Annotated in this window: 21 protein-coding genes and 4 tRNA genes; 16 read left to right on the top strand and 9 right to left on the bottom strand. The window is 37.6% G+C overall.

The genetic code is table 11. From position 1 onward, the window contains the following. From ABE34_RS02500 to ABE34_RS02485, 4 genes are all read left to right on the top strand, one after another. Positions 1–77: transfer RNA gene (locus tag ABE34_RS02500), tRNA-Ile, on the top strand. Positions 78–81: 4 nt separating this feature from the next. Further along, positions 82–158, top strand: a tRNA-Asn gene (locus tag ABE34_RS02495). Between the two features lie 9 nt (positions 159–167). Beyond that, a tRNA-Ser gene (locus tag ABE34_RS02490) sits at positions 168–258 on the top strand. 2 nt (positions 259–260) lie between these two features. Further along, positions 261–332: transfer RNA gene (locus ABE34_RS02485), tRNA-Glu, on the top strand. A gap of 100 nt (positions 333–432) precedes the next feature. Here ABE34_RS02485 and ABE34_RS02480 read toward each other — a convergent pair. The 3 genes from ABE34_RS02480 to ABE34_RS24920 form a co-directional block, all read right to left on the bottom strand. Beyond that, complete coding sequence (locus ABE34_RS02480) at positions 433–1,071, bottom strand: NAD(P)-dependent oxidoreductase (RefSeq protein ID WP_197140220.1); 639 nt, start codon at positions 1,069–1,071, stop codon at positions 433–435. A 353-nt stretch (positions 1,072–1,424) separates the two neighbouring features. Then, positions 1,425–2,264 (bottom strand): PD-(D/E)XK nuclease family protein, encoded by an 840-nt coding sequence (locus ABE34_RS02475; RefSeq protein WP_346655510.1) that lies wholly within the window; start codon positions 2,262–2,264, stop codon positions 1,425–1,427. Positions 2,265–2,299: 35 nt separating this feature from the next. Continuing rightward, positions 2,300–2,569: a hypothetical protein gene (locus ABE34_RS24920; protein ID WP_241747020.1), complete on the bottom strand. Its 270-nt coding sequence runs from the start codon at positions 2,567–2,569 to the stop codon at positions 2,300–2,302. A gap of 137 nt (positions 2,570–2,706) precedes the next feature. Here ABE34_RS24920 and dpaL point away from each other — a divergent pair, with 137 nt between their 5' ends. The 4 genes from dpaL (at position 2,707) to ABE34_RS02455 (ending at position 6,425) form a co-directional block, all read left to right on the top strand. Continuing rightward, positions 2,707–3,918 (top strand): diaminopropionate ammonia-lyase, encoded by a 1,212-nt coding sequence (gene dpaL, locus ABE34_RS02470; protein WP_241747019.1) that lies wholly within the window; start codon positions 2,707–2,709, stop codon positions 3,916–3,918. 177 nt (positions 3,919–4,095) lie between these two features. Then, positions 4,096–4,857 carry a TipAS antibiotic-recognition domain-containing protein gene (locus ABE34_RS02465; protein WP_197140216.1) on the top strand — a complete coding sequence of 254 codons (762 nt, stop codon included), beginning with the start codon at positions 4,096–4,098 and terminating at the stop codon, positions 4,855–4,857. Positions 4,858–5,000: 143 nt separating this feature from the next. Next, positions 5,001–5,450 (top strand): TraR/DksA C4-type zinc finger protein, encoded by a 450-nt coding sequence (locus ABE34_RS02460; protein ID WP_197140214.1) that lies wholly within the window; start codon positions 5,001–5,003, stop codon positions 5,448–5,450. A gap of 48 nt (positions 5,451–5,498) precedes the next feature. Then, positions 5,499–6,425 carry a dipeptidase gene (locus ABE34_RS02455; protein ID WP_197140212.1) on the top strand — a complete coding sequence of 309 codons (927 nt, stop codon included), beginning with the start codon at positions 5,499–5,501 and terminating at the stop codon, positions 6,423–6,425. A 29-nt stretch (positions 6,426–6,454) separates the two neighbouring features. Here ABE34_RS02455 and ABE34_RS02450 read toward each other — a convergent pair whose 3' ends face one another. Then, positions 6,455–7,375 (bottom strand): 1,4-dihydroxy-2-naphthoate polyprenyltransferase, encoded by a 921-nt coding sequence (locus ABE34_RS02450; protein ID WP_197140210.1) that lies wholly within the window; start codon positions 7,373–7,375, stop codon positions 6,455–6,457. A gap of 586 nt (positions 7,376–7,961) precedes the next feature. Between ABE34_RS02450 and ABE34_RS02445 the strand changes: the two genes are divergently transcribed. The 7 genes from ABE34_RS02445 (at position 7,962) to ABE34_RS02410 (ending at position 16,907) form a co-directional block, all read left to right on the top strand. Then, on the top strand, positions 7,962–9,347 hold the full coding sequence (locus ABE34_RS02445) for an isochorismate synthase (RefSeq protein ID WP_197140208.1): 1,386 nt from the start codon (positions 7,962–7,964) through the stop codon (positions 9,345–9,347). Next, positions 9,340–11,064 carry a 2-succinyl-5-enolpyruvyl-6-hydroxy-3-cyclohexene-1-carboxylic-acid synthase gene (gene menD / locus ABE34_RS02440; protein ID WP_197140206.1) on the top strand — a complete coding sequence of 575 codons (1,725 nt, stop codon included), beginning with the start codon at positions 9,340–9,342 and terminating at the stop codon, positions 11,062–11,064. Before ABE34_RS02445 ends, menD begins: the two co-directional genes overlap by 8 nt. Then, the gene (menH, locus tag ABE34_RS02435; protein WP_197140204.1) at positions 11,052–11,885 is read left to right on the top strand and encodes a 2-succinyl-6-hydroxy-2,4-cyclohexadiene-1-carboxylate synthase; all 834 of its coding nucleotides are present in this window, start codon (positions 11,052–11,054) and stop codon (positions 11,883–11,885) included. Before menD ends, menH begins: the two co-directional genes overlap by 13 nt. 146 nt (positions 11,886–12,031) lie before the next feature. Further along, positions 12,032–12,850 carry a 1,4-dihydroxy-2-naphthoyl-CoA synthase gene (menB, locus tag ABE34_RS02430; protein ID WP_053485078.1) on the top strand — a complete coding sequence of 273 codons (819 nt, stop codon included), beginning with the start codon at positions 12,032–12,034 and terminating at the stop codon, positions 12,848–12,850. Between the two features lie 160 nt (positions 12,851–13,010). Then, a complete protein-coding gene (locus ABE34_RS02425) occupies positions 13,011–14,438 on the top strand; it encodes an o-succinylbenzoate--CoA ligase (RefSeq protein ID WP_197140202.1) in 1,428 nt (475 codons plus the stop codon). Positions 14,439–14,519: 81 nt separating this feature from the next. Next, the gene (locus tag ABE34_RS02420) at positions 14,520–14,972 is read left to right on the top strand and encodes a hypothetical protein (RefSeq protein ID WP_197140200.1); all 453 of its coding nucleotides are present in this window, start codon (positions 14,520–14,522) and stop codon (positions 14,970–14,972) included. A 738-nt stretch (positions 14,973–15,710) separates the two neighbouring features. Then, positions 15,711–16,907, top strand: a complete 1,197-nt coding sequence (locus ABE34_RS02410; RefSeq protein WP_197140196.1) for a transglutaminase domain-containing protein — start codon at positions 15,711–15,713, stop codon at positions 16,905–16,907. On the opposite strand, the gene ABE34_RS02405 is transcribed toward ABE34_RS02410, so the two are convergent. The 4 genes from ABE34_RS02405 to ytzI form a co-directional block, all read right to left on the bottom strand. Then, entirely contained in the window at positions 16,871–17,860 is a 990-nt protein-coding gene (locus ABE34_RS02405) for a metal ABC transporter solute-binding protein, Zn/Mn family (RefSeq protein ID WP_197140194.1), read from the bottom strand. The two genes, ABE34_RS02410 and ABE34_RS02405, sit on opposite strands and share 37 nt — an antisense overlap. A 108-nt stretch (positions 17,861–17,968) precedes the next feature. Beyond that, positions 17,969–18,202: a membrane protein insertion efficiency factor YidD gene (yidD, locus tag ABE34_RS02400; protein ID WP_053485074.1), complete on the bottom strand. Its 234-nt coding sequence runs from the start codon at positions 18,200–18,202 to the stop codon at positions 17,969–17,971. After that, positions 18,199–18,360 carry a hypothetical protein gene (locus ABE34_RS02395; protein WP_197140193.1) on the bottom strand — a complete coding sequence of 54 codons (162 nt, stop codon included), beginning with the start codon at positions 18,358–18,360 and terminating at the stop codon, positions 18,199–18,201. Before ABE34_RS02395 ends, yidD begins: the two co-directional genes overlap by 4 nt. A gap of 70 nt (positions 18,361–18,430) precedes the next feature. Further along, on the bottom strand, positions 18,431–18,577 hold the full coding sequence (gene ytzI, locus ABE34_RS02390; protein ID WP_197140192.1) for a YtzI protein: 147 nt from the start codon (positions 18,575–18,577) through the stop codon (positions 18,431–18,433). A 139-nt stretch (positions 18,578–18,716) separates the two neighbouring features. On the opposite strand from ytzI, the gene ABE34_RS02385 reads away from it, so the two are divergent. Further along, the gene (locus tag ABE34_RS02385; protein WP_197140191.1) at positions 18,717–19,034 is read left to right on the top strand and encodes a transposase; all 318 of its coding nucleotides are present in this window, start codon (positions 18,717–18,719) and stop codon (positions 19,032–19,034) included. A 237-nt stretch (positions 19,035–19,271) separates the two neighbouring features. On the opposite strand, the gene ABE34_RS02380 is transcribed toward ABE34_RS02385, so the two are convergent. After that, positions 19,272–19,670, bottom strand: coding sequence for a hypothetical protein (locus ABE34_RS02380; RefSeq protein WP_197140190.1), 399 nt, complete (start codon positions 19,668–19,670; stop codon positions 19,272–19,274). Between the last annotated feature and the right edge of the window lie 155 nt (positions 19,671–19,825).

Genomic DNA, 19,825 nt, shown 5'->3' with positions numbered 1-19,825 from the left:
GGGCCTATAGCTCAGCTGGTTAGAGCGCACGCCTGATAAGCGTGAGGTCGATGGTTCGAGTCCATTTAGGCCCACCATTATTCCGAAGTAGCTCAGTTGGTAGTAGCACCTGACTGTTAATCAGGTTGTCGCAGGTTCGAGTCCTGCCTTCGGAGCCATTTTTTTGTGGGGAAGTACTCAAGAGGCTGAAGAGGCGCCCCTGCTAAGGGTGTAGGTCGGGTAACCGGCGCGAGGGTTCAAATCCCTCCTTCTCCGCCATTGGCCCGTTGGTCAAGTGGTTAAGACACCGCCCTTTCACGGCGGTAACACGGGTTCGAATCCCGTACGGGTCATACTAAAATACAGTAGATGTAATTTACATCTACTGTATTTTTTTGCATTTCAAAATGGTCCAAGGTGGCGAATGAAGATACACTATTAATTGCTAGTACCTTAATGGGATATAAAAGGTGTTTTATGCACGTACTTTGCATTATCAATATGATCAATGATAAAAGTGGCTATATCTTGATTCGTAATTTTTGTACCAGGCATATCAGTAAGATTTTCCTTTATCTGATTGGATGTTAAGCTATCTTTTACAAACGGTAATCTAAGTAGTGTCCATTTAATTTGTTTATTATTTAATAAAAGTTCCCATTCCAATTTTTTATCCTTCATCATTTTCGGAAAGAGAACTTCAAACATCTTTGCTCCAAAACGATTCATCATGCTTTTTTTGTCCTCTTTAATCGTTAGAGAACCACCGGAAACACCTATATATCGACTAATGTTTAAATCTTTCATCACATTAAAAATAGTAGCTGTAACTTTACTATAAATAGGTTCCTCTTTAGGTGGTTGACCAAATGTATTAATAACAACTTGACAATCTTTAAGAAGTTCTCGGATGCTTTCTATTTCTTGAACCTGTCCTTTCACTATTTCAATTTTATCATTTTTATATAGTACCTTATCCGGATTTCTTACAAGCATCCGAACATGATATCCTTTTTCTATTGCACGAGCTGCTATATGTCTCCCAACTTTCCCTGTTCCTCCAATTATCGCTATTCTACTAGGGTTATCCATTTTATACCTCCTATTGAATATACTAGTATTATACGATGAATCTCATTAATAGGTTTCAAATTTTTCTTTTTCAATTAAGCTGTTTTCCAAAAAATTGTTGCTGTTAAAGCAAAAAGGCAGATTTAATCTACAAAATGTGTAGATTAAATTCCACCTTTTCATTTTGATAGTTCGTGAATTGAAGTTTAACTAAAGCCCCGTTTTAGGAAAAACAGCGAAGCTTATTAAACAATTGTGCCTTTTTGTGGAATACTTGAATACGAAATAATCTAGAAAGATACTTAGTTAAGCCTACATCACTACAATAATTTCTTTAATAACTTCTGGTAATGTATATGTAGTTCTTAAGGAGCTTAATCCTCTTCCTCTTGAGCTAAAGATGCAGCGATATCATCACGTACATCAGACAGTTTCTTCTTATCACCATTTGGATACACAATACTCCACAACGCATATCCATTGTAACGGTCTTTGTAATTTTCACCTTTAGTGGAATTTACTGCGGCAATGGCAGCGGCTGAAGGACTACTATATTCTTTCCCTTCAAAAAGGACCTTGCCACTTGTTAGGTCGATTTCTGCCTCTCTTACGGCACCTCCATAAGTAGCTTCTAGATTTTTTTCGTCTTCATTTAGTCGTGAATACAACTCTTTCCAAGAGATATTTGATTTTCGAATCGGAGAAGGCGTTTTGGCCGTCCTTTTTTCAGGTGTCTCATTTTTAACCGCATCGAATATCTCATCTAATACTTCTTTATATTTATCATATATTGCTACACACAACTCATCATTAACTCTTGCCATCGGCTTATTCACTCCTTTATAGACCATACGAAGATTATGTATATATTCTTCTAAAATATTTTTATTTGCAGTTGTAATTTTCGGGTGATTCAAGCAAGGCAATATGACGAAATCATATAACCCTTGATAATCAATTTGAATAAACTCGGGACATTTTGGTTTTACCGTGGCACCTGGAGACAAAAAGACCTTTAATTCATATGTATAGGAATCATCCAATTGTTTTAAGATTTTCGTATAGGTTTCGGTCTGGTCTTTGTTTTCTCTTGCCAACACCTTATTCTCCACAATGATTTTTACCAGATCGTTCATCAAACACAAATCAAATCGAGCCCGTAATTCCTCATTTGTCTCTGGATCGACCGCAGACTCCGATACCTCAGTTGCCACTTCCATTTCCTCTAGTTGGAGTGAGTCCGATTTGATTAAATCAAAATCAATAACGGTTTTCGCATTTGATACATTCTCCTCGCAAATATAGTAGAGAAACGCTTCTGTGGGAACGTCCCTAAATTTAACGAAGACGTTGGTGAAAGCAACCAACTGATAAAAGAACTATGCATCGTTTCGCGGTGTCCAAAACCTAATAATTGAAACAAGCTTTGTTTTTCAAAAGATTCTTGTAAACGCAAGAAATCAGAATCACTAATCAACTGATTCAGCTTGGTTTTCAACTCTTTCTCATTTCTTATCATATTCTAACCTCTCAATCTCAGTAGATATAAAGTATCGAAAACTATTTAGCAATAATCTTTTCGAAAACAGCCTTGTAGTATTTTTTTGTGATGCTATAAGCTAAGATAAATATAGAAACAAAAGTAGGGGGATGAAGATGGAAAAATTATTATGGACAAACAACCAACAATATTTTTTGCAGAAGAACGTAGAACAAGTAGTACCTTTTCTACATCATTTTTCTCCAGAACAAGTAAACCGTGTTGGTAGATTTCAACGTACATATGAGAAATTTGAAAGCACACCATTACAAAGCTTAAATGCTTTTGCATCACTAGTTGGCGTACAAAGTATTTTTGTAAAAGATGAATCATATCGATTTGACTTAAATGCATTCAAAGTATTGGGTGGTGTTTATGCAATTGGGCAGTACGTTGCCAAAAAGTTAGGTAGGAATATTGATGAGCTATCATTTGAGCAGCTTAAATCACCAGAAATAAAGGAGCAGCTAGGAGACTTAACATTTATTTCAACGACCGATGGTAATCATGGTCGTGGAGTAGCTTGGGCTGCTAGAGAGCTTGGTTTGAAAGCACGCATTTATATGCCAGCAGGTAGTGCTGAGGAGCGCCTCCAAAATATTAAAAATGAAGGTGCATATGCTGAAATAACGACAATGAATTATGATGATACAGTTCGTTATACTTCACAACTAGCTACAGACAATGACTGGGTCGTTATTCAGGATACGATGTGGGAAGGCTATGAGGAAATTCCGTTATGGATTATGCAGGGCTATACAACACTAATAAAAGAAGTCGCCCTGCAGTTGGAAAAAGGACCTACCCACGTATTTTTACAAGCTGGGGTTGGATCTTTTGCAGGTGCAGTTGTAGCTTTCTTACAACAATACTATGAGCAAGAGATTACATTTGTCTTAGTTGAGCCTTTTGTAGCGAATTGCTATTATGAAAGCTTTAAAGCAGGAGCTGAGCAGTTTGTAACGGTTGGTGGAGAGATGCAAACCATTATGGCAGGTCTTGCTTGTGGTGAGCCGAATCCACTAGCTTGGGATTTGTTAAAGACTTATACGAAGGTGAGTATTTGCTGTGATGAGGAAATTGCCGCTACAGGTATGCGTATTCTTGGGAATCCATTAGCAACAGATGCACGAATTATTGCTGGAGAATCGGGAGCTGCCCCAGTTGGATGTTTTTATGAGTTGATGATGAATGAGCAATATAAACAACTGAAAGATACATTACAAATAGATGGAAATTCTCGTATATTGTTTGTTAACACTGAAGGTGACACAGATGTAGAAAACTATAGAAATATTATGTGGCATGGGAAATATGCAAACATTTAATTGAAGAAAAGAGCAAACTAGTGATAGTTTGCTTTTTTCATTCACATGTATTGAAGGTTGAAATTTGAATGGCATATATAATTAATTCAATGTAATGGTAATGAGCAATTTTTTTGTTTTTTTCTTGACCTTAACGTTGCGTAAAGATTTACAGTAGTAGTAGAGGGGGTGAACAGTGTGGAACTTACGATTCAAGAGATTGCTCAATTATCCGGAGTTAGCACAAGAACACTACGCTATTACGATGAAATTGGATTACTGAAGCCAGCAAGAACCAATGAGGCGGGCTATCGATTTTACGGACAGTTTGAAGTTGATATGCTCCAGCAAATTTTATTTTATAGAGCATTAGATATGAAGTTAGCAACCATTAAGGAAATTATTCAATCGCCAGATTTTGAACATACAGTGGCACTCAAAACCCATCGTACGGCTTTACTGAAACGCAAGGAACAGCTTGAAAAGATATTACAAACAGTGGAAAAAACCATTCAATCTATAGAGGAGGAACGACCAATGGCAAATGAAGAGAAATTTAATGGATTTAAAGAGAAACTAATCGAGGAGAATGAAAAGCAATATGGTCAAGAAGTTCGTGCAAAATATGGTGACAAAACGGTTGATGCATCGAATGCGAAGTTAATGAATATGACCGAAGAACAGTATGAGGCTATGCAGCAGCTAGAACAGCAATTATTTGCTCGTTTAAAAGAAGCGATGGCAATCGGCGATACAAACAATGATGTGGCAATGGAAGTAGCAGAGCTTCATAAACGTTGGCTTAGCTTTTCGTGGTCACAATATTCTAAGGAAGCACATGCAGGTATAGCACAGATGTATGTAGCGGATGAACGCTTTTTAGCTTATTACGATGAACGTGTTGCTAAAGGAGCAGCGCAATTTTTACATGATGCCATCCACAATTTCACTTTAGCGTAATTATAGATGCAGTTTCGCTGTCGCTACAAAAAACATTTACTAAATGAAAATAATTATACAAAAAATAAGTGATTCCTTCTTATGCTTTCATGTTTTAGAAATATTAATTTAGGAAAAAATGAAGGCATGAGGAGGAGATTTTTTTGAACCCACAAGTAATGGAAAAATTGAAAAAGCAATTAGAGCAGGAGCTACAGGAAATAGAACAGCAATTGGAGGAATCAGAGCGTCCACAAGCGACAGAGCTATCTAATTATGATAATCATCCAGCTGACAATGCGAGTGATTTAACAGATCAGCTAACGGAAATGGCGATTGATGAGCACCGTGGTGACGATGCTGAGGAAATAAAGGCTGCACTTCAAGCGATGGAGGACGGTACATATGGTAAATGTGCTGTATGTGGTGAAGAGATTCCGATTGGTCGCCTAGAAGCTATGCCGAAAGCACTGACATGTGTTGAGCATGCGGAGCACAAAGAAGATAATTTAAGGCCAGTAGAGGAAGATGTATTGTCTTCTACTCCAAAATCAGATGATTTCATAGAACTTGAGGAATTTGGCTCTTCCGATACGCCACAAGATAAAAGTTAGTAAGCATTTTCACTCACAGGCAGTATAATAGCTGTAGGGGGTGAGAATATGGATATAATTGATTTACACTGTGATGCTCTATTGAAATTAACAACTTTAGAAGCGGCAAAATTTGAAGATGATGTACGTTTGCATGCCAATCGAGAGAGATTACATTTGGGGCGGGTTAAGGCACAAGTTTTTGCTATTTTTATAAACCCTAACATTCCGCAAAGCATGCAATTTTTAGAGGCGGTGCGGCAAATTGAAGCCTTCCATACACATGTATTACAAACTGAGGGCATGGTGCATATTACGGATTGGTCCCAATTAGATACTTTAGCTCCGCATGAAATTGGTGCCATTTTAAGCTTAGAGGGCTGTGGTCCAATCGGCGAAGATTTAGCAAAGCTTTCTGCCATATTAGACGCAGGTGTAAAGCTTGTTGGCCTAACATGGAATGAAGAAAATGCTGTAGCTCACGGTGCTGAACAGGATGCAAGCCTTGGTTTAAAATCATTTGGTAAAGAAGTTATAAACTTGCTAAATGAGAGAGATATTATTATCGATGTCTCACATTTAAATGAACAGAGTTTTTGGGATGTCTTGCCACTAGCGAAGCATCTAATTGCTAGTCATAGTAATGCACGTGCAATTTGTGATCATCCTAGAAATTTATCGGATGCTCAGGCGAAAGCACTTGTCGAGCATGGTGGTCATATACATGTCGTATACTACCCGACTTTTATCCGAGACAATGCTATGATAGATGATTTAGTAGCGCATGTGAAGCATCTAGCGAATATAGTAGGGGTAGAGCACCTTGGACTAGGTTCAGACTTCGATGGTATAGATGTTACTGTCAAAGGATTAGCACACGCAGGAGAGGCACAAAATTTGTTAGAGGCATTACGTGAACATTTTTCAATCGAAGAAGTTTGCGGTATTGCAAGTAATAATTTTCGACGCTATGTAAAAGATGCAGCAACCTTTTAAGGCTGCTGCATCTTTAATGATGAATCATCTTAATAAAAGAAATATTGAATTAATAAACCAATTCCTAAGAGGAAGCCGAAGAATGTATTTGTTTGCGCTGTAAATTTCATCGCAGGCATCACTTCTTTAGCTTCTTTTTTATCGCGGAAAATTTGAATCGCACGAAGTGGTTTTGGAACACTTAAGAAAATGATTAGGGCCCAAAAAGTAATACCGTCAATTGCTACAAGAGCGATTACCCATAAGTACGAAATGATAAAAAAGCCAGATAGGACAGAAATGGCATTGTCCCGGCCTACTAAAATAGCAAGCGTTTTTCGACCACCTTCTGTATCGCCAACGATATCACGGATATTGTTGGATAGCATGATTGCCCCAACTAAAATCATACTAGGTACTGAAAGTAAAACAGCATCAAAAGTTACTGTAAGTGTTTGAATATAAAAGGCGATTAAGACAATACCCATTCCCATAACAGCGCCTGATACAAGTTCTCCGAATGGTGAATAGGCTATAGGGTAAGGTCCTCCAGTATATAAAAAACCGATCAGCATACAAACAAGCCCTACGGCAGCAAGCCACCAAGAGGTAGAGGCACATATGTAAATACCAAGCAGCATAGCGATTGCATAAAAGCTTAAGGCAATCATCATAATAGTTTTTGGTTGAACACCGTGACGTACAATCGTTCCACCGATACCGACAGAATTTTCGTTGTCTAGTCCTAATTTGTAATCGTAATATTCATTGAACATATTTGTTGCTGCTTGTATAAGCATACTTGCAATGAGCATAGCAAAAAATAGTCCATAATCGATTGATTGTTTTTCAATTGCTAAGGCAATCGCTGTTCCTAAAAATACTGGAACGAATGAAGCGGTTAAAGTATGTGGACGTGTTAAATGCCACCAAACTTTAAAACCCCTATCAGCTTCAATGACTTTGGTCATAAGGTCTTTCTCTCCTTCAAATGTTGTAGACTATTCTTATTTTATACGAAGAATGAGAAATTGGATAGGTTCACAGCTTATTACATACAGTTAAGATAAAAAAAATGATACAATAGAACATGCATTTATGAACTGAAAACAATAATTAAGATAATAGCAACAGTACAAAGAATAGGCTAGCAAAATAAAATGACAGCTATTTTAACAAAAGTAATATGATGTGGTAAAAGTACAAACGCTCATGTCATTATGCAAGGTTTTGGTCAATTTGTTCTAAAGAAAAAGTTCATCACCAAAAGTTTGGATGACATTTGCTAAAACGTCTACTATGTAAATAAGTTGATCTTCGTTACGACTGGGTGACTCCTTGGGGGATTAGCGATGGGGAACGAAGAGCAATAAATGTTTTATCTGTGCGAAAGCGAAGCGTCAGCACAAAGCGCCCATTCGGAACGGAAATCAACCACACGTTTTGGTGATAATCCAAAAAGCCAAAGTAGTTGATATTTATGAGAAAGTGTAGAACGAGTACAAAACATACCGTGCGTCATTCATTATGTACATTGCAACAACGGAGGTAATTTTCATGCAACAGAAGTGGTACCAAGCCACAGAAGTAGAAGTGGACTCTTTGGGCCAAAGCCTTCATTTTTATATGGAAACAATTGAAGTAAGTCGCTTATCGGCGCTCGCATTTTATGCAGCGGGTGAGGAGCATTATAAAGGTGAACGATTTTATTGGCAAAATAGAGAAAAAACAATGACTTTAGTAGGGCTAGGGCATGCCTATACGATTCAAAATAACGCCAAAAATGATCGCTACGATGCAATAGAAGCTGAATGGAAAAGCTTAACTAAAAACTGTGTTAAGGGACAAAGTGAGCTACAGCCAATCTTATTTGGCGGATTTACATTCGATCCACAAAATAATGTTGCTGGGGAGTGGACAGACTTTCCGGAAGCTTTTTTTGCGCTCGCAACTTATCAGCTTGTCATACGCGATGACAAAGCATTTGTAAGTATCCATCTTCTTTCAAAAGATGGGCAAGCAGAGTCTAAGTTTGACGCGTTACGTAAAGAGCGAGATCATTTAATTCATGCTGCGCAGGTAAAAGAAGTGAAAACGTATTCTAAGCCCGAAATCACAAGTTATTTTGAGCCATATAAGGAACCATATTTAGCGTCGATTGACCAAGTAACAGCATTGATTAAGCAAAAGAAGGCAGATAAAGTTGTTATTGCACGCTCGCTCGCATTGCAATTTAAAGAAGAAGTTTCTTCACCACAGGTATTATCACAAATTATTCATGAGCAGCCAGAGAGCTATTTATTTGGTTTAGAGCGTCAAGAATTATTGTTCTTTGGTGCGTCCCCTGAACGTCTTGTAAAAGTAGAAAAGGGCCGCGCCTTTTCATCTTGTGTGGCAGGTTCTATTAAACGTGGTAAGACAGCAGAGGAAGATGAAGCTTATGGACAAAGCTTATTAAATGATTCGAAAAACGGTGGCGAGCATCAATATGTTGTCGATATGATTGCGGAAACTTTCCGTAAAAATTGTGTCGAGATGAAAGTACCAGATAGCCCTCGCTTACTAAAGATTAGAGATATACAACATTTATATACACCTGTTGAAGGTCAGTTGAATAATGAGGCAACTATATTACAACTGACAAAGTCTTTGCATCCAACGCCAGCTTTAGGCGGTGTGCCTAGGAAAGAGGCAATGGCAGCTATACGTAAGTATGAGCCTATGAATCGTGGACTTTACGCTGCTCCAATTGGTTGGGTAGATGCTGAAGGCAATGGGGAATTTGCAGTGGCCATTCGTTCGGCTGCTTTACTTAAAGATAAGGCTTATTTATATGCTGGTGGCGGAATAGTAGCAGATTCAGAGCCACAATCTGAATATGAGGAAACATTAGTGAAATTCCGTCCAATGCTTCGTGCGCTAGGAGGACAATTACATGAGTGAACGAGAAATGTTAACGGATTATGTTTATAAAATGGTAGCGTCACTAGTGCAAGCTGGTGTTGAAAACGTTGTTGTCAGCCCTGGCTCACGTTCTACACCTTTAGCTTATGCATTTGCTTCAACGAAACAGCTCCATATGTATCGTCAGGTTGATGAGCGATCTGCTGCCTTTTTTGCGTTAGGAATTGCAAAGGCTACCGCAAAACCTGTTGTTCTTTTATGCACTTCGGGAACAGCCGCGGCAAATTATTTTCCTGCCATTATTGAAGCAAGCTATGCCCGTGTACCGTTAATTGTAATCACAGCTGATCGTCCACATGAACTGCGAGAGGTGGGTGCACCACAGGCTATTAATCAGCCGAATTTATATGGCTCTCATGTTAAGTGGAGCGTGGATTTCCCGTTGGCAGATGATGCAGCACCAACATTGCCGTTTATCGAGCGTCATATCGCACGTGCGGTAGCGATTGCAATGAGCGCACCATTTGGACCAGTGCATATTAATGTACCGTTTAGAGAACCTTTGTTGATTGATTTTCGAGAGGAACTTCCAGAAGCGATATTTAAGCACAGTAGTATGGGTCAGTTAATACCTTCCATGGCGACTCAACAAGGGTTATCGGAGATTATACGTGCAACTAAAAGAGGCTTTGTTATTATTGGTGAGCTAGCACTTGGTACAGATTTAACAATGATGTGGGAGTTTGTTCGTCAATTAAAATGGCCGATCATTGTCGAGAGTTTATCTAATATGCGCTCGTCTGTCCCAGAGGATTGTTTACCATATATGATCACAACGTACGATGCAATTATGAAAAGCGAAGATTTTAAAGCATTAGTTAAACCAGATACGGTACTACGTTTAGGAGCACAGCCTGTTTCTAAATTTATTATGCAATTTATTACTAAATCTCAGCCAGATGCTTATATTGTGGTCGATGAAGATCCGATGTTCCGTGATGCTACAGGTGCATCTACTCATTTTATTCATGCAAGTATTGGTGAGTGGCTCACGCAATTAGAAGTCTCTGAAACAGCACTAGAAGCAGCGTATTTAGCTGAGTGGCAAGATGCTAATGATATAGCACTAGAGTATATTGAACACTATTCTGATGGTGCAATTGATGAAGGAGCAATGGTAAGTCGATTACTCAAAATGATTCCTAATGGTAGTGATATTTTTGTAAGTAGCAGTATGCCAGTGCGTGATATTGATACGTTTTTAATGGCGACACCAAAAGATCTTCGTATTGTTGCGAATCGTGGAACGAACGGTATTGATGGCGTCGTATCGACAGCAATGGGCTTTAGTCAAGGAAATAACCGTGAAACTTACTTGCTTATAGGCGATCTAGCCTTTTTACATGATGTCAACGGATTAATTGCTTCAAGATACCAGGAATGCAACCTAACAATAATCGTTATGAATAATGATGGCGGCGGTATTTTTTCTTATTTACCACAATCTACAGTAGAGGCACATTATGAAGATTTATTCGGGACACCGACTGCCCTAGAATTCTTTGATATAGCCAACATGTACGGAATGGACTATATACGTGTAGACGATATTTCAGAGCTATCAGTAAAGTTCACTACTATGAAAAAACGACCAATGCGCTTAATCGAAATTTTCACGAACCGAGAGGAAAATGTATATGCGCATCGGGCGTTGTGGAATCGCATTAATGCGGGGCTAAAAGCATGGCAAAGCTAATGATTCGTGGACTTGAAACGAGCGTGGAAATCTGGAATGAAGAAGCGGAGCAAACACTCGTTGCATTGCACGGTTTTACAAGTAGTACGGCTACATGGCGAAATTTAGCGAAAGCTCTACCTAGTGTACGAGTTATTGCCATTGATTTAATTGGACATGGTCAAACGGCAATACCCCAGCAAATTAGTCGTTTCTCTATGGAAGAGCAAATCCAAGATTTAGAGGAAGTCTTTTGCCAGTTAGAGCTTAAGAAATTTACGCTGCTAGGCTATTCAATGGGAGGAAGAGTTGCATTATCGTATGTAATCTCCTACCCTGAACGCATTGAAAAGCTAATTTTAGAAAGTGCTTCGCCAGGTTTACGAACTGCAAAGGAACGTTCTGAACGTTGTGAGAGAGATAACGCTCTCGCTGGAAAAATAATTAGTAATGGTTTAATATCATTTGTTAATGCATGGGAGACTATTCCTTTGTTTGAATCTCAAAAGCGTTTACCACACAATGTGCAAGAAGCGATTAGGCTCGAACGACTTTCTCAGAAGGAGGAAGGCTTGGCAGGTAGCTTACTGGGCATTGGTACAGGAAGCCAACCATCAAATTGGATGGCATTGGAGAAGCTTGAATTTCCTGTGCTTTTAATGACGGGTTCACTAGATGAGAAATTTTGTAAAATAGCACTAGAAATGAAAGCGTTATTAAAAAATGCCAAGCATACGACAGTAAATGACGCTGGACATGCAATTCATGTGGAAAATCCCGCTGAGTTTGCTACAATAGTAGAGGAGTATTTAACTTCTTTCAACACCAATGAGAGAAGTTAAAGCCATGGAATCGGAAAGGAATTCTTTGTGCTTGCACAAAGCCGATTCCAGACGCAATTATGTCGAGGCATAATTGATAGTCATAAAATTTTTACGTTTTCGCCTCGATTTGAACGAGACGAATTTAATTATTAGGAGGCAATTCAATGACACGTCAATGGACAAGTTTACATACTTATGAAGACATTAAGTATGAGTTCTATAACGGTATCGCAAAAATTACGATTAACCGTCCAGAAGTACGCAACGCGTTCCGACCAAAAACGGTAATGGAAATGATCGATGCTTTTTCACGTGCACGTGATGACAAAAATGTTGGAGTTATCATTTTAACTGGTGAAGGTGAACATGCCTTCTGTTCAGGTGGTGACCAAAAAGTACGCGGTCATGGCGGCTATGTTGGTGAAGATGAGATCCCACGTCTAAACGTCCTTGATTTACAACGTTTAATCCGTGTTATTCCAAAACCTGTAGTAGCGATGGTAGCAGGTTATGCAATCGGTGGAGGACACGTATTACACGTTGTCTGTGACTTAACAATTGCTGCTGACAACGCTCGTTTTGGACAAACTGGACCAAAAGTTGGTTCATTCGATGCTGGATATGGCTCAGGCTATCTTGCACGTATTATTGGTCATAAAAAGGCGCGTGAAATTTGGTACCTTTGCCGTCAATATGATGCACAGCAAGCACTTGATATGGGATTAGTTAACACAGTTGTTCCTTATGAGCAATTAGAAGATGAAACTGTACAATGGTGTGAAGAAATGCTAGAAATGTCTCCAACTGCTCTACGCTTCTTAAAAGCAGCAATGAATGCAGATACAGACGGGTTAGCAGGTCTTCAACAAATGGCTGGCGACGCTACTCTTCTTTATTACACAACAGATGAAGCTAAAGAAGGTCGTGACGCATTTAAAGAAAAACGTCAACCAGATTTCGGTCAATTCCCAAGATTCCCTTGATGATCTGAAGCGATGAACGGCTCGTATCTTACTGAGATACGAGCTTTTTGTATATCTAAATGGGTAAGGCGGATAGACTTGGCAGAGTGATGGAACTTCATATCCAACTGAAGGATATTACATGAAACGGCAAGATAAGGCAGATTGGAGGAATAACGAGATGTATCTGAATTGGGTTTTACAGCGAGCGTATTTAACACCTTTACGTGACGGTTTAACATATAATGGGCAGACTTGGACATTTCAAGAGTTAAATGATTTATCTTTAAAACGTGCTCGTCAACTTACAACACTGGATATTAAGCAAGGCGACCGTATTGCAATAATGGGGCCGAGTAAACCTTCTCTTGTCATTATGATGTACGCATGTATGCATTTACAATGTGAAATGGTCATGCTAAATCGTAGGCTAACACAGGATGAAATTGCTTACCAGCTAGAGGATTCAGAGGCTTTGGCAGTATTAGTTGCCGATGAGGATATAGAAAAATTACCAACACATACGACTAATTATTTATTTTCTACTATAGAAAAAAGTACAGAAACGGCTATTGATATTACGAAAGAATGGTCTTTAAACCAAACAACATCGATTATGTACACATCTGGTACGACTGGTTTTCCAAAGGGCGTTTGTCAAACAGTAGGAAATCACCAGGCAAGTGCAACGGCCTCAGTGTTAAATATAGGTTTGCATGCGGATGATACTTGGTTATGTGCTGTACCACTTTTTCATATTAGCGGCTTTTCTATTTTAGTGCGTTCACTGTTATACGGAAATAAAGTGCATTTATATGATCACTTTGATGCAGAAGCCATTTCACAAAATATAATGGATGGCGAGGTTACACATATGTCGGTAGTCGCTGTCACATTGGAAAGGATTCTACATACTCTTGAACAGAAAAATGCAAAAGCTTCACCAAAATTTAAAATGATGCTCGCAGGTGGTGGGCCTGTGCCAGTGGATTATTTAAAGAGAGCGCAAGCATTACATTTAGCTGTAGCTCAAACGTATGGTATGACAGAAACTTCGTCACAAACCGCAACATTAGCAAATGAAGATGCGATGAAAAAAATTGGTTCAGCGGGAAAACCATTATTTTTTAATCAAATTCGTATTGCTGAGCCGAATGACAATGGTGAAGGAGAAATTTGCATACGTGGTCCACATGTTACGCCAGGGTACATTGGTCGTTTTGCCCAAAAAGATGCAACGATTGATGGCTGGCTCCATACTGGGGATATTGGTTATATAGATGAAGATGGTTATTTATTTGTTATCGATCGTCGGGCTGATTTAATTATTTCAGGTGGCGAAAATATTTATCCTGCTGAAATTGAAAATGTGCTACTTACACATCCTGCTGTAAAGGAAGCTGGAGTATGCGGCATTGATGATGATAAGTGGGGACAAGTACCAATCGCCTTTGTTGTATTAAAAGAACATGTTCAGGTAGAACAATTACAAGCATTTTGTCAAAAGAAGCTTGCGAAATATAAACTACCAAAAGAGATTATTGTTACGGACAAGCTCCCACGAAACGGTGCAAACAAGCTACTTCGTAGAAAATTAATGGACAAATAATAAAAAGTAGCTTTCATTATAGGTGTTTGACATGAAAGATTTACTTTATTTCTGATAGATTTTCAAAATGGGGGTAAAGCAATGAATTTTCAAGATTTGATGAAATTTAAAGGGTATATATACTTAAACAAATTGTTTGAACCAGAAGAAAATTCACTGCAGATACTTATCGATAGGTGTAATGTGAACAATACCAAGAAATTCGTGAAGATTACAGATGAGGTTGAAGTAGGAGCATCTCCAATAGAAGTTGATGACAATCTACCAATTCTACAATTGGATTTTGAAACGTATGTTGCTTACTCCATTATTAACGAATCTTTTACGGTAATGGATGATTACGAAGTTTCGGATGGCAATCTTTTTAGAATTTACTCTAAATCAAGGTACTTGGATTTTATTAAAGCAGGAACGATTGCTGAAGATATATTTCCAGAAAAGCAGTTCGTTCACTACCAAATTCCTTGTTTGAACCATATAGTCGATATCATTTCATATGATGAACCTAAAATTACTGAAATAAAAAGAAATTAATAATTTTCATACTAGAAGAGCATCGGAATTGATGCTCTTTTATGTGTTCATTTTTACTTTTAAGAATGAGAAAAGTATTGCTAAAAGTGATGCGAAAGTTTGTTTTATAACTCCCGATTAGCATTAGTTAGAAGGTTTCACTTTTGCACAGACGAACCCTCTAAATGAAGTTTCATTTTAATGACTACATATTAGAGTGATATGTTAAGTGAATTGGTTGATTGGAGTGGAGGCTGGGCGACTCCTCGGGGATCAGCGATATAGGGGAACGAAGGCTAAAAGCATAACGTCCTGTGATAACGCCTTCGTAACCAACATCCTGCTGTTGCTGCCGCTGCGCTTTCGCACAAAAAACCCTCCGCTGCCGCTACGTTGCACTCACGCTTTCACGCAAAAGACATCTGTTGGCCCGAGACCCTGCAGCGAGCAAAGCGAGTGAAGCGGCTCATCGGAAGCCCCCAGGAAGCTTTGCTCTGTGCGAAAGCGAAGTGTTAACGAAGCGGCAGCAACAAAGCGCTCAGCCGGAACGGAAATCAACCCTTCGCTTAGCAAAAAAATCCATAAATAATTTAAATTAATAGTTTTTCCAACACGATAAAGGGAAGCCTTCATTTATAAGAAGGCTTTTTTATTCGTTTTAAGAGACATCTTTAGTAAATTTTTAGGATTAAATTAATCATTCATTAACATAATAAGAAATGACAGGCATAAACTATTTAGTAAAGGAGAATGACTCATATGAGAAAATATATATATAATGTTTTCATTATATTATTTGTTCTACAAATGAGTCATGTGCAAGTATTCGCAAACTACGAACAAAAGAACACGACAACAGCCAATTCAATAGAATCCCTACAAGATCAAATTCAAAAACAAGTCATGCAATTAACTACTGAATTTGACATTCGATATACTGGTAAAACGACGGAAATAAAAGATGAACTATCAGAGCTTATTAAACATGCTATTCAAGATCCATATATTTACGCCAATATTTCTAGTTTTAAATGGAAATATGAAGGCTATACCAATAATATTGTCATTAGATTTGAGTTTACCTATCATATTTCACAGCAAGAGGAAGTGTTTGTAGAACAGACTTTGGCGAATATTATTGCACCTATGCATGGATTAAGTGAATTGCAAAAAATACAAGCTGCACATGATTTTATCGTCCTATCTGCTGAATATTCAAAGGAAACGGAAGGAAGTCCATATTCCCCCTACACATTGCTTACAGAAAAAAAGGGAGTTTGTCAGGCATATGCTCTAGTACTTTATCGAATGCTAGAGATGCAAGGCTTTGAGGTACAATATGTACCAGGGAAAGTAGGGGAGCAACTACACGCCTGGGTCTTAGTAAAGCTTGATAATGCATGGTATCATATCGACGTTACTTGGGATGATCCTTTGCCTGATCATAAGGGAGAGGTACGTTATAATTATTTTTTAGTTTCTGATCGCCAATTAGCAAAAGATCACTCTTGGGACTATTCAAGTTTCTCAGCTGCTACAAGCGAAGCCTATAGCGATTTACAAAAAACAAGTAAGGTTGAAGTTCTTACAAAACCAATTATGGATAGTCAGTTTACCTTTGATAAAGGGCTGTCCGTTTTAAGTAAAAATAAACTATTAGTAAAGCCATTAATAGAACAGCCTACACTGTTTTTGAAAGGTAATAAAAGCGATAAGAGTGTTCAGGTACATCTAAATGAATGGGAACCAATCATTTTAGAAAGTAATATAGCCGAATTAAAGGCTAATCGAAAGATAATATTGTATAAGAAAAAAGGGCTAAGAAGTATTGATAGAACGGAAAAACGAATGCCACAAGAAAAGTACGTCATAATAAAGGAGGTGTCCCCATACGATTTTCGGGGCACCTCCTTACTCATTTATTTGTGTTCGTTTAAGGCAGTATTTAAAGTTTGAATATTTTTCTTCATAAGGGTGAAGTAAGTTTCATTTTTCTTTACATCATCTGTTGTTAAAACGCTTAAATTATGCAAGATAAGAGATTTCGCGCCAACTTCTTTTTGGATAACCTCGGCTAATTTAGAAGAGACATTTTGCTCGAATAAAATGTAGTGAATATGCAAATCATTTGCTTTATCAACAATCGTTGTAAGTTCTTTTTGAGAAGGCTCATTTTGCGAGTTTAAACCGGCTATGGGTACTTGCTTTAAGCCGTATTGTCCTGCGATATATCCAAATGCTGCATGAGATACGAAGAACGTTTTCTGTTGCGCTTTATCCGCCATTGTTTTAAACTCGTTATCTAAATCTTGTAGTTCTTTTACCAATGTCTCGTAGTTAGCTGTAAATGTAGCTTTTTGTTCTGGCATTTTTTCGACTAAAGTATTTTTAACGGAAAGTGCTAAGTCTTGACTGATCGTTGGTGATAGCCAAACATGTGGATCTACATTACCGTGATCATGCTCTTCATGACCGTCTTCATGATCGTGATGTGATTCCTCTTCATCATCATGCGAGTGACCTGAGCTCATAGCTAATTTTTCATCTGAAACCTGATCTGCTGTTGCCACCATTGTTACATCTTCATTAGCTAGAGTCTTTTTGGCATTTTCAACAAAACCTTCTAGCCCTAAGCCAATATAGAAAAATATATCAGCATCTGCTAATTTCATCATATCTTTTTGTGTTGGCTCAAATGTGTGTTCATTGGCACCGGTAGGGTAAATAGAAGAAACCTCTACAAAATCGCCACCAATTTGTTGTGCAAAATAACTTAATGGATAGACAGTCGTGTAAATTGTTAATTTATCTTTTGTCTCTGACTGTTTGGACGTTGATGATTTATCCCCACAGGCAGCAGTGAATAGGGCAAGTACTGCAACTGAAAATAACAAAAATAATTTTTTCATCTTATAGTATACCTCTTTTTAATAGTAATCATTACGATTTATTTTTTGAACAGTTTCTATAATAACGTACATCTTAAAAAAGCACAAGAAAAAAATGACCCTCGAAAATTAATTCTTTTTCGAAGGCCATTTTTCAGGTACTGGATCAAAGCCACCTGGATGGAATGGTTGGCATTTTGATATACGTTTAATCGTTAAATAGAATCCTTTAATGGCACCGTGTTTTTGAAAAGCTTCAAGTCCATAGGAGGAGCATGTAGGATGGAAGCGACAGGATGGCGGTGTCATGGGTGATATAAATTTTCTGTAAAACTTAATGAGCCATATAAAGGGATATTTCATATTTTTTTGTCCTCTTGTTGAGCATTGGATTGCTTAGGTTTAGCATCGATAGTTTGTGTAAAGAAATTGCTTTTTTTCTTCAACAGGACAATGACAGATACGCCAAACATAAGCATCATCATTGCGATCATAATGATTATTGGTAATGGTACTCCCATTGCGTTCACTCCAAATTCTACTTGATAATAATATTATAAAAGAATTGCTAAAAAAAATGTACAAATTGAACTAGTCATCATCTCGATGAAAGCTTTGCTGAGGTTTTTCGTCAACTGTATGTTTAAAAGCATACGCACGATTGACACTAATAATAGTCGCGACCGTTATTAATACAACAATGATTGCTGCTACAATTAAGAGTGTGATTAAACTCATGGCATTCACTCCGTTCCTGATTCATCACTTCCTATTATAAAATAGATAAACTTACTTAGTTGTGAAGGAAGTTTGACATTCCAGCGAATAAAACAGTACTTTTACCGCCATACTATGGTAAAAGGAGTGTTTTGTAAAAATGGATCGTCAGCGTGTATATTTTTCACTTGCCAATAGAACATATTATACAAATCCATATGCAGGACCGTGGAATTTTGAGCTCAATGTAGACCGACAAGCATTAGATGTATTTGAAAAAATATTTCAGCAAATGCAGATGTTAGAGATTGCGAATGCGTGGCGTGCGCAATTGCCATATATCCAATATCATCTTGATAGAGAAAATGATGAAATTGATTTACGATTAAAAAAAATCTATGCGCTAGTTCATGAATATGGGGATGCGGATACAAAGGCATTTGTGGAGCAACTTCCTTACTTCAACAAACGTGCTTAAAAGCTAAGGTCACTGAATACTTCAGTGATCTTTTTTATTGAAAAATTAATGAAACCTACTTTTATTGTACTTTCAATTTTAAAAGGCTGTTTTCTCAAAGATTGTTTGCTAATAACTAATGTAAAAATAAAAACAGAGTTTGAACTACAAATTGTAATAGAATCAACCCTGTTTTTAGTATTAATATATAGCTCTGTTTAATGTTAATGTTGATTCCAATAAATACGCGTTTTCCAATTATTCCTTTGCAAATTCAATAACAATTTTAGAATAGGGCAGATATTTTACATGACATTGGTAAGTACCTTCTTTAATATAAGGGAAATCATTTACGCCTCCAGAAAGGCTTAAATCGCCTATTACTATCTCTAATCCTTCAGAACCTTTTGCAGTAGGCTCTGGTACATATACCTGGCATATCCCCTCGGATTCTTTTAAATTCCTACTCAAAAGTGCAATTGAGTCTAGAGAACTTATAACAGCTAACATTAAACTGACCAAAAATACAAACCCACTTGTTATTATCACTTTTTTGAAATCTTTATGGTCTCTTTTTTTAGAGAAAATTTGAATTACAGTTAATGATCCTAACAAACAAATAATTTTAAACAAAAATCCTAAAGAAAATACAATCATAAAATCCTACCTTACTTATTTAATTCGCCAATTTCAGAACTTTATAGCCATATTTCCTAAAGCTTAACAATTTATATCCTTGTTTTCTATAAGTAATATTTTCCGAACTAACCTGTGCTCTCATTTGTGAAAATCAATCTTAATGGCATGATATT

The organism is Lysinibacillus sphaericus (genome assembly GCF_015844675.1).
Classification (GTDB): Bacteria; Bacillota; Bacilli; order Bacillales_A; family Planococcaceae; genus Lysinibacillus; species Lysinibacillus sphaericus_E.
Note: the sequence above shows the minus strand (reverse complement) of the source record. Positions and strands in the feature narration are given on the sequence as shown.

Coding starts and splice junctions, on each gene's coding strand:
- ABE34_RS02395 (WP_197140193.1), bottom strand. CDS start 18,360: ATGGGAGTACCATTACCAATAATCATTATGATCGCAATGATGATGCTT.
- ABE34_RS02385 (WP_197140191.1), top strand. CDS start 18,717: ATGGATCGTCAGCGTGTATATTTTTCACTTGCCAATAGAACATATTAT.
- ABE34_RS02445 (WP_197140208.1), top strand. CDS start 7,962: ATGCAACAGAAGTGGTACCAAGCCACAGAAGTAGAAGTGGACTCTTTG.
- ABE34_RS02410 (WP_197140196.1), top strand. CDS start 15,711: ATGAGAAAATATATATATAATGTTTTCATTATATTATTTGTTCTACAA.
- ABE34_RS02455 (WP_197140212.1), top strand. CDS start 5,499: ATGGATATAATTGATTTACACTGTGATGCTCTATTGAAATTAACAACT.
- ABE34_RS24920 (WP_241747020.1), bottom strand. CDS start 2,569: ATGATAAGAAATGAGAAAGAGTTGAAAACCAAGCTGAATCAGTTGATT.
- ABE34_RS02405 (WP_197140194.1), bottom strand. CDS start 17,860: ATGAAAAAATTATTTTTGTTATTTTCAGTTGCAGTACTTGCCCTATTC.
- ABE34_RS02380 (WP_197140190.1), bottom strand. CDS start 19,670: ATGATTGTATTTTCTTTAGGATTTTTGTTTAAAATTATTTGTTTGTTA.
- dpaL (WP_241747019.1), top strand. CDS start 2,707: ATGGAAAAATTATTATGGACAAACAACCAACAATATTTTTTGCAGAAG.
- ABE34_RS02480 (WP_197140220.1), bottom strand. CDS start 1,071: ATGGATAACCCTAGTAGAATAGCGATAATTGGAGGAACAGGGAAAGTT.
- menH (WP_197140204.1), top strand. CDS start 11,052: ATGGCAAAGCTAATGATTCGTGGACTTGAAACGAGCGTGGAAATCTGG.
- yidD (WP_053485074.1), bottom strand. CDS start 18,202: ATGAAATATCCCTTTATATGGCTCATTAAGTTTTACAGAAAATTTATA.
- menD (WP_197140206.1), top strand. CDS start 9,340: ATGAGTGAACGAGAAATGTTAACGGATTATGTTTATAAAATGGTAGCG.
- ABE34_RS02425 (WP_197140202.1), top strand. CDS start 13,011: ATGTATCTGAATTGGGTTTTACAGCGAGCGTATTTAACACCTTTACGT.
- ABE34_RS02450 (WP_197140210.1), bottom strand. CDS start 7,375: ATGACCAAAGTCATTGAAGCTGATAGGGGTTTTAAAGTTTGGTGGCAT.
- ytzI (WP_197140192.1), bottom strand. CDS start 18,577: ATGAGTTTAATCACACTCTTAATTGTAGCAGCAATCATTGTTGTATTA.
- ABE34_RS02420 (WP_197140200.1), top strand. CDS start 14,520: ATGAATTTTCAAGATTTGATGAAATTTAAAGGGTATATATACTTAAAC.
- menB (WP_053485078.1), top strand. CDS start 12,032: ATGACACGTCAATGGACAAGTTTACATACTTATGAAGACATTAAGTAT.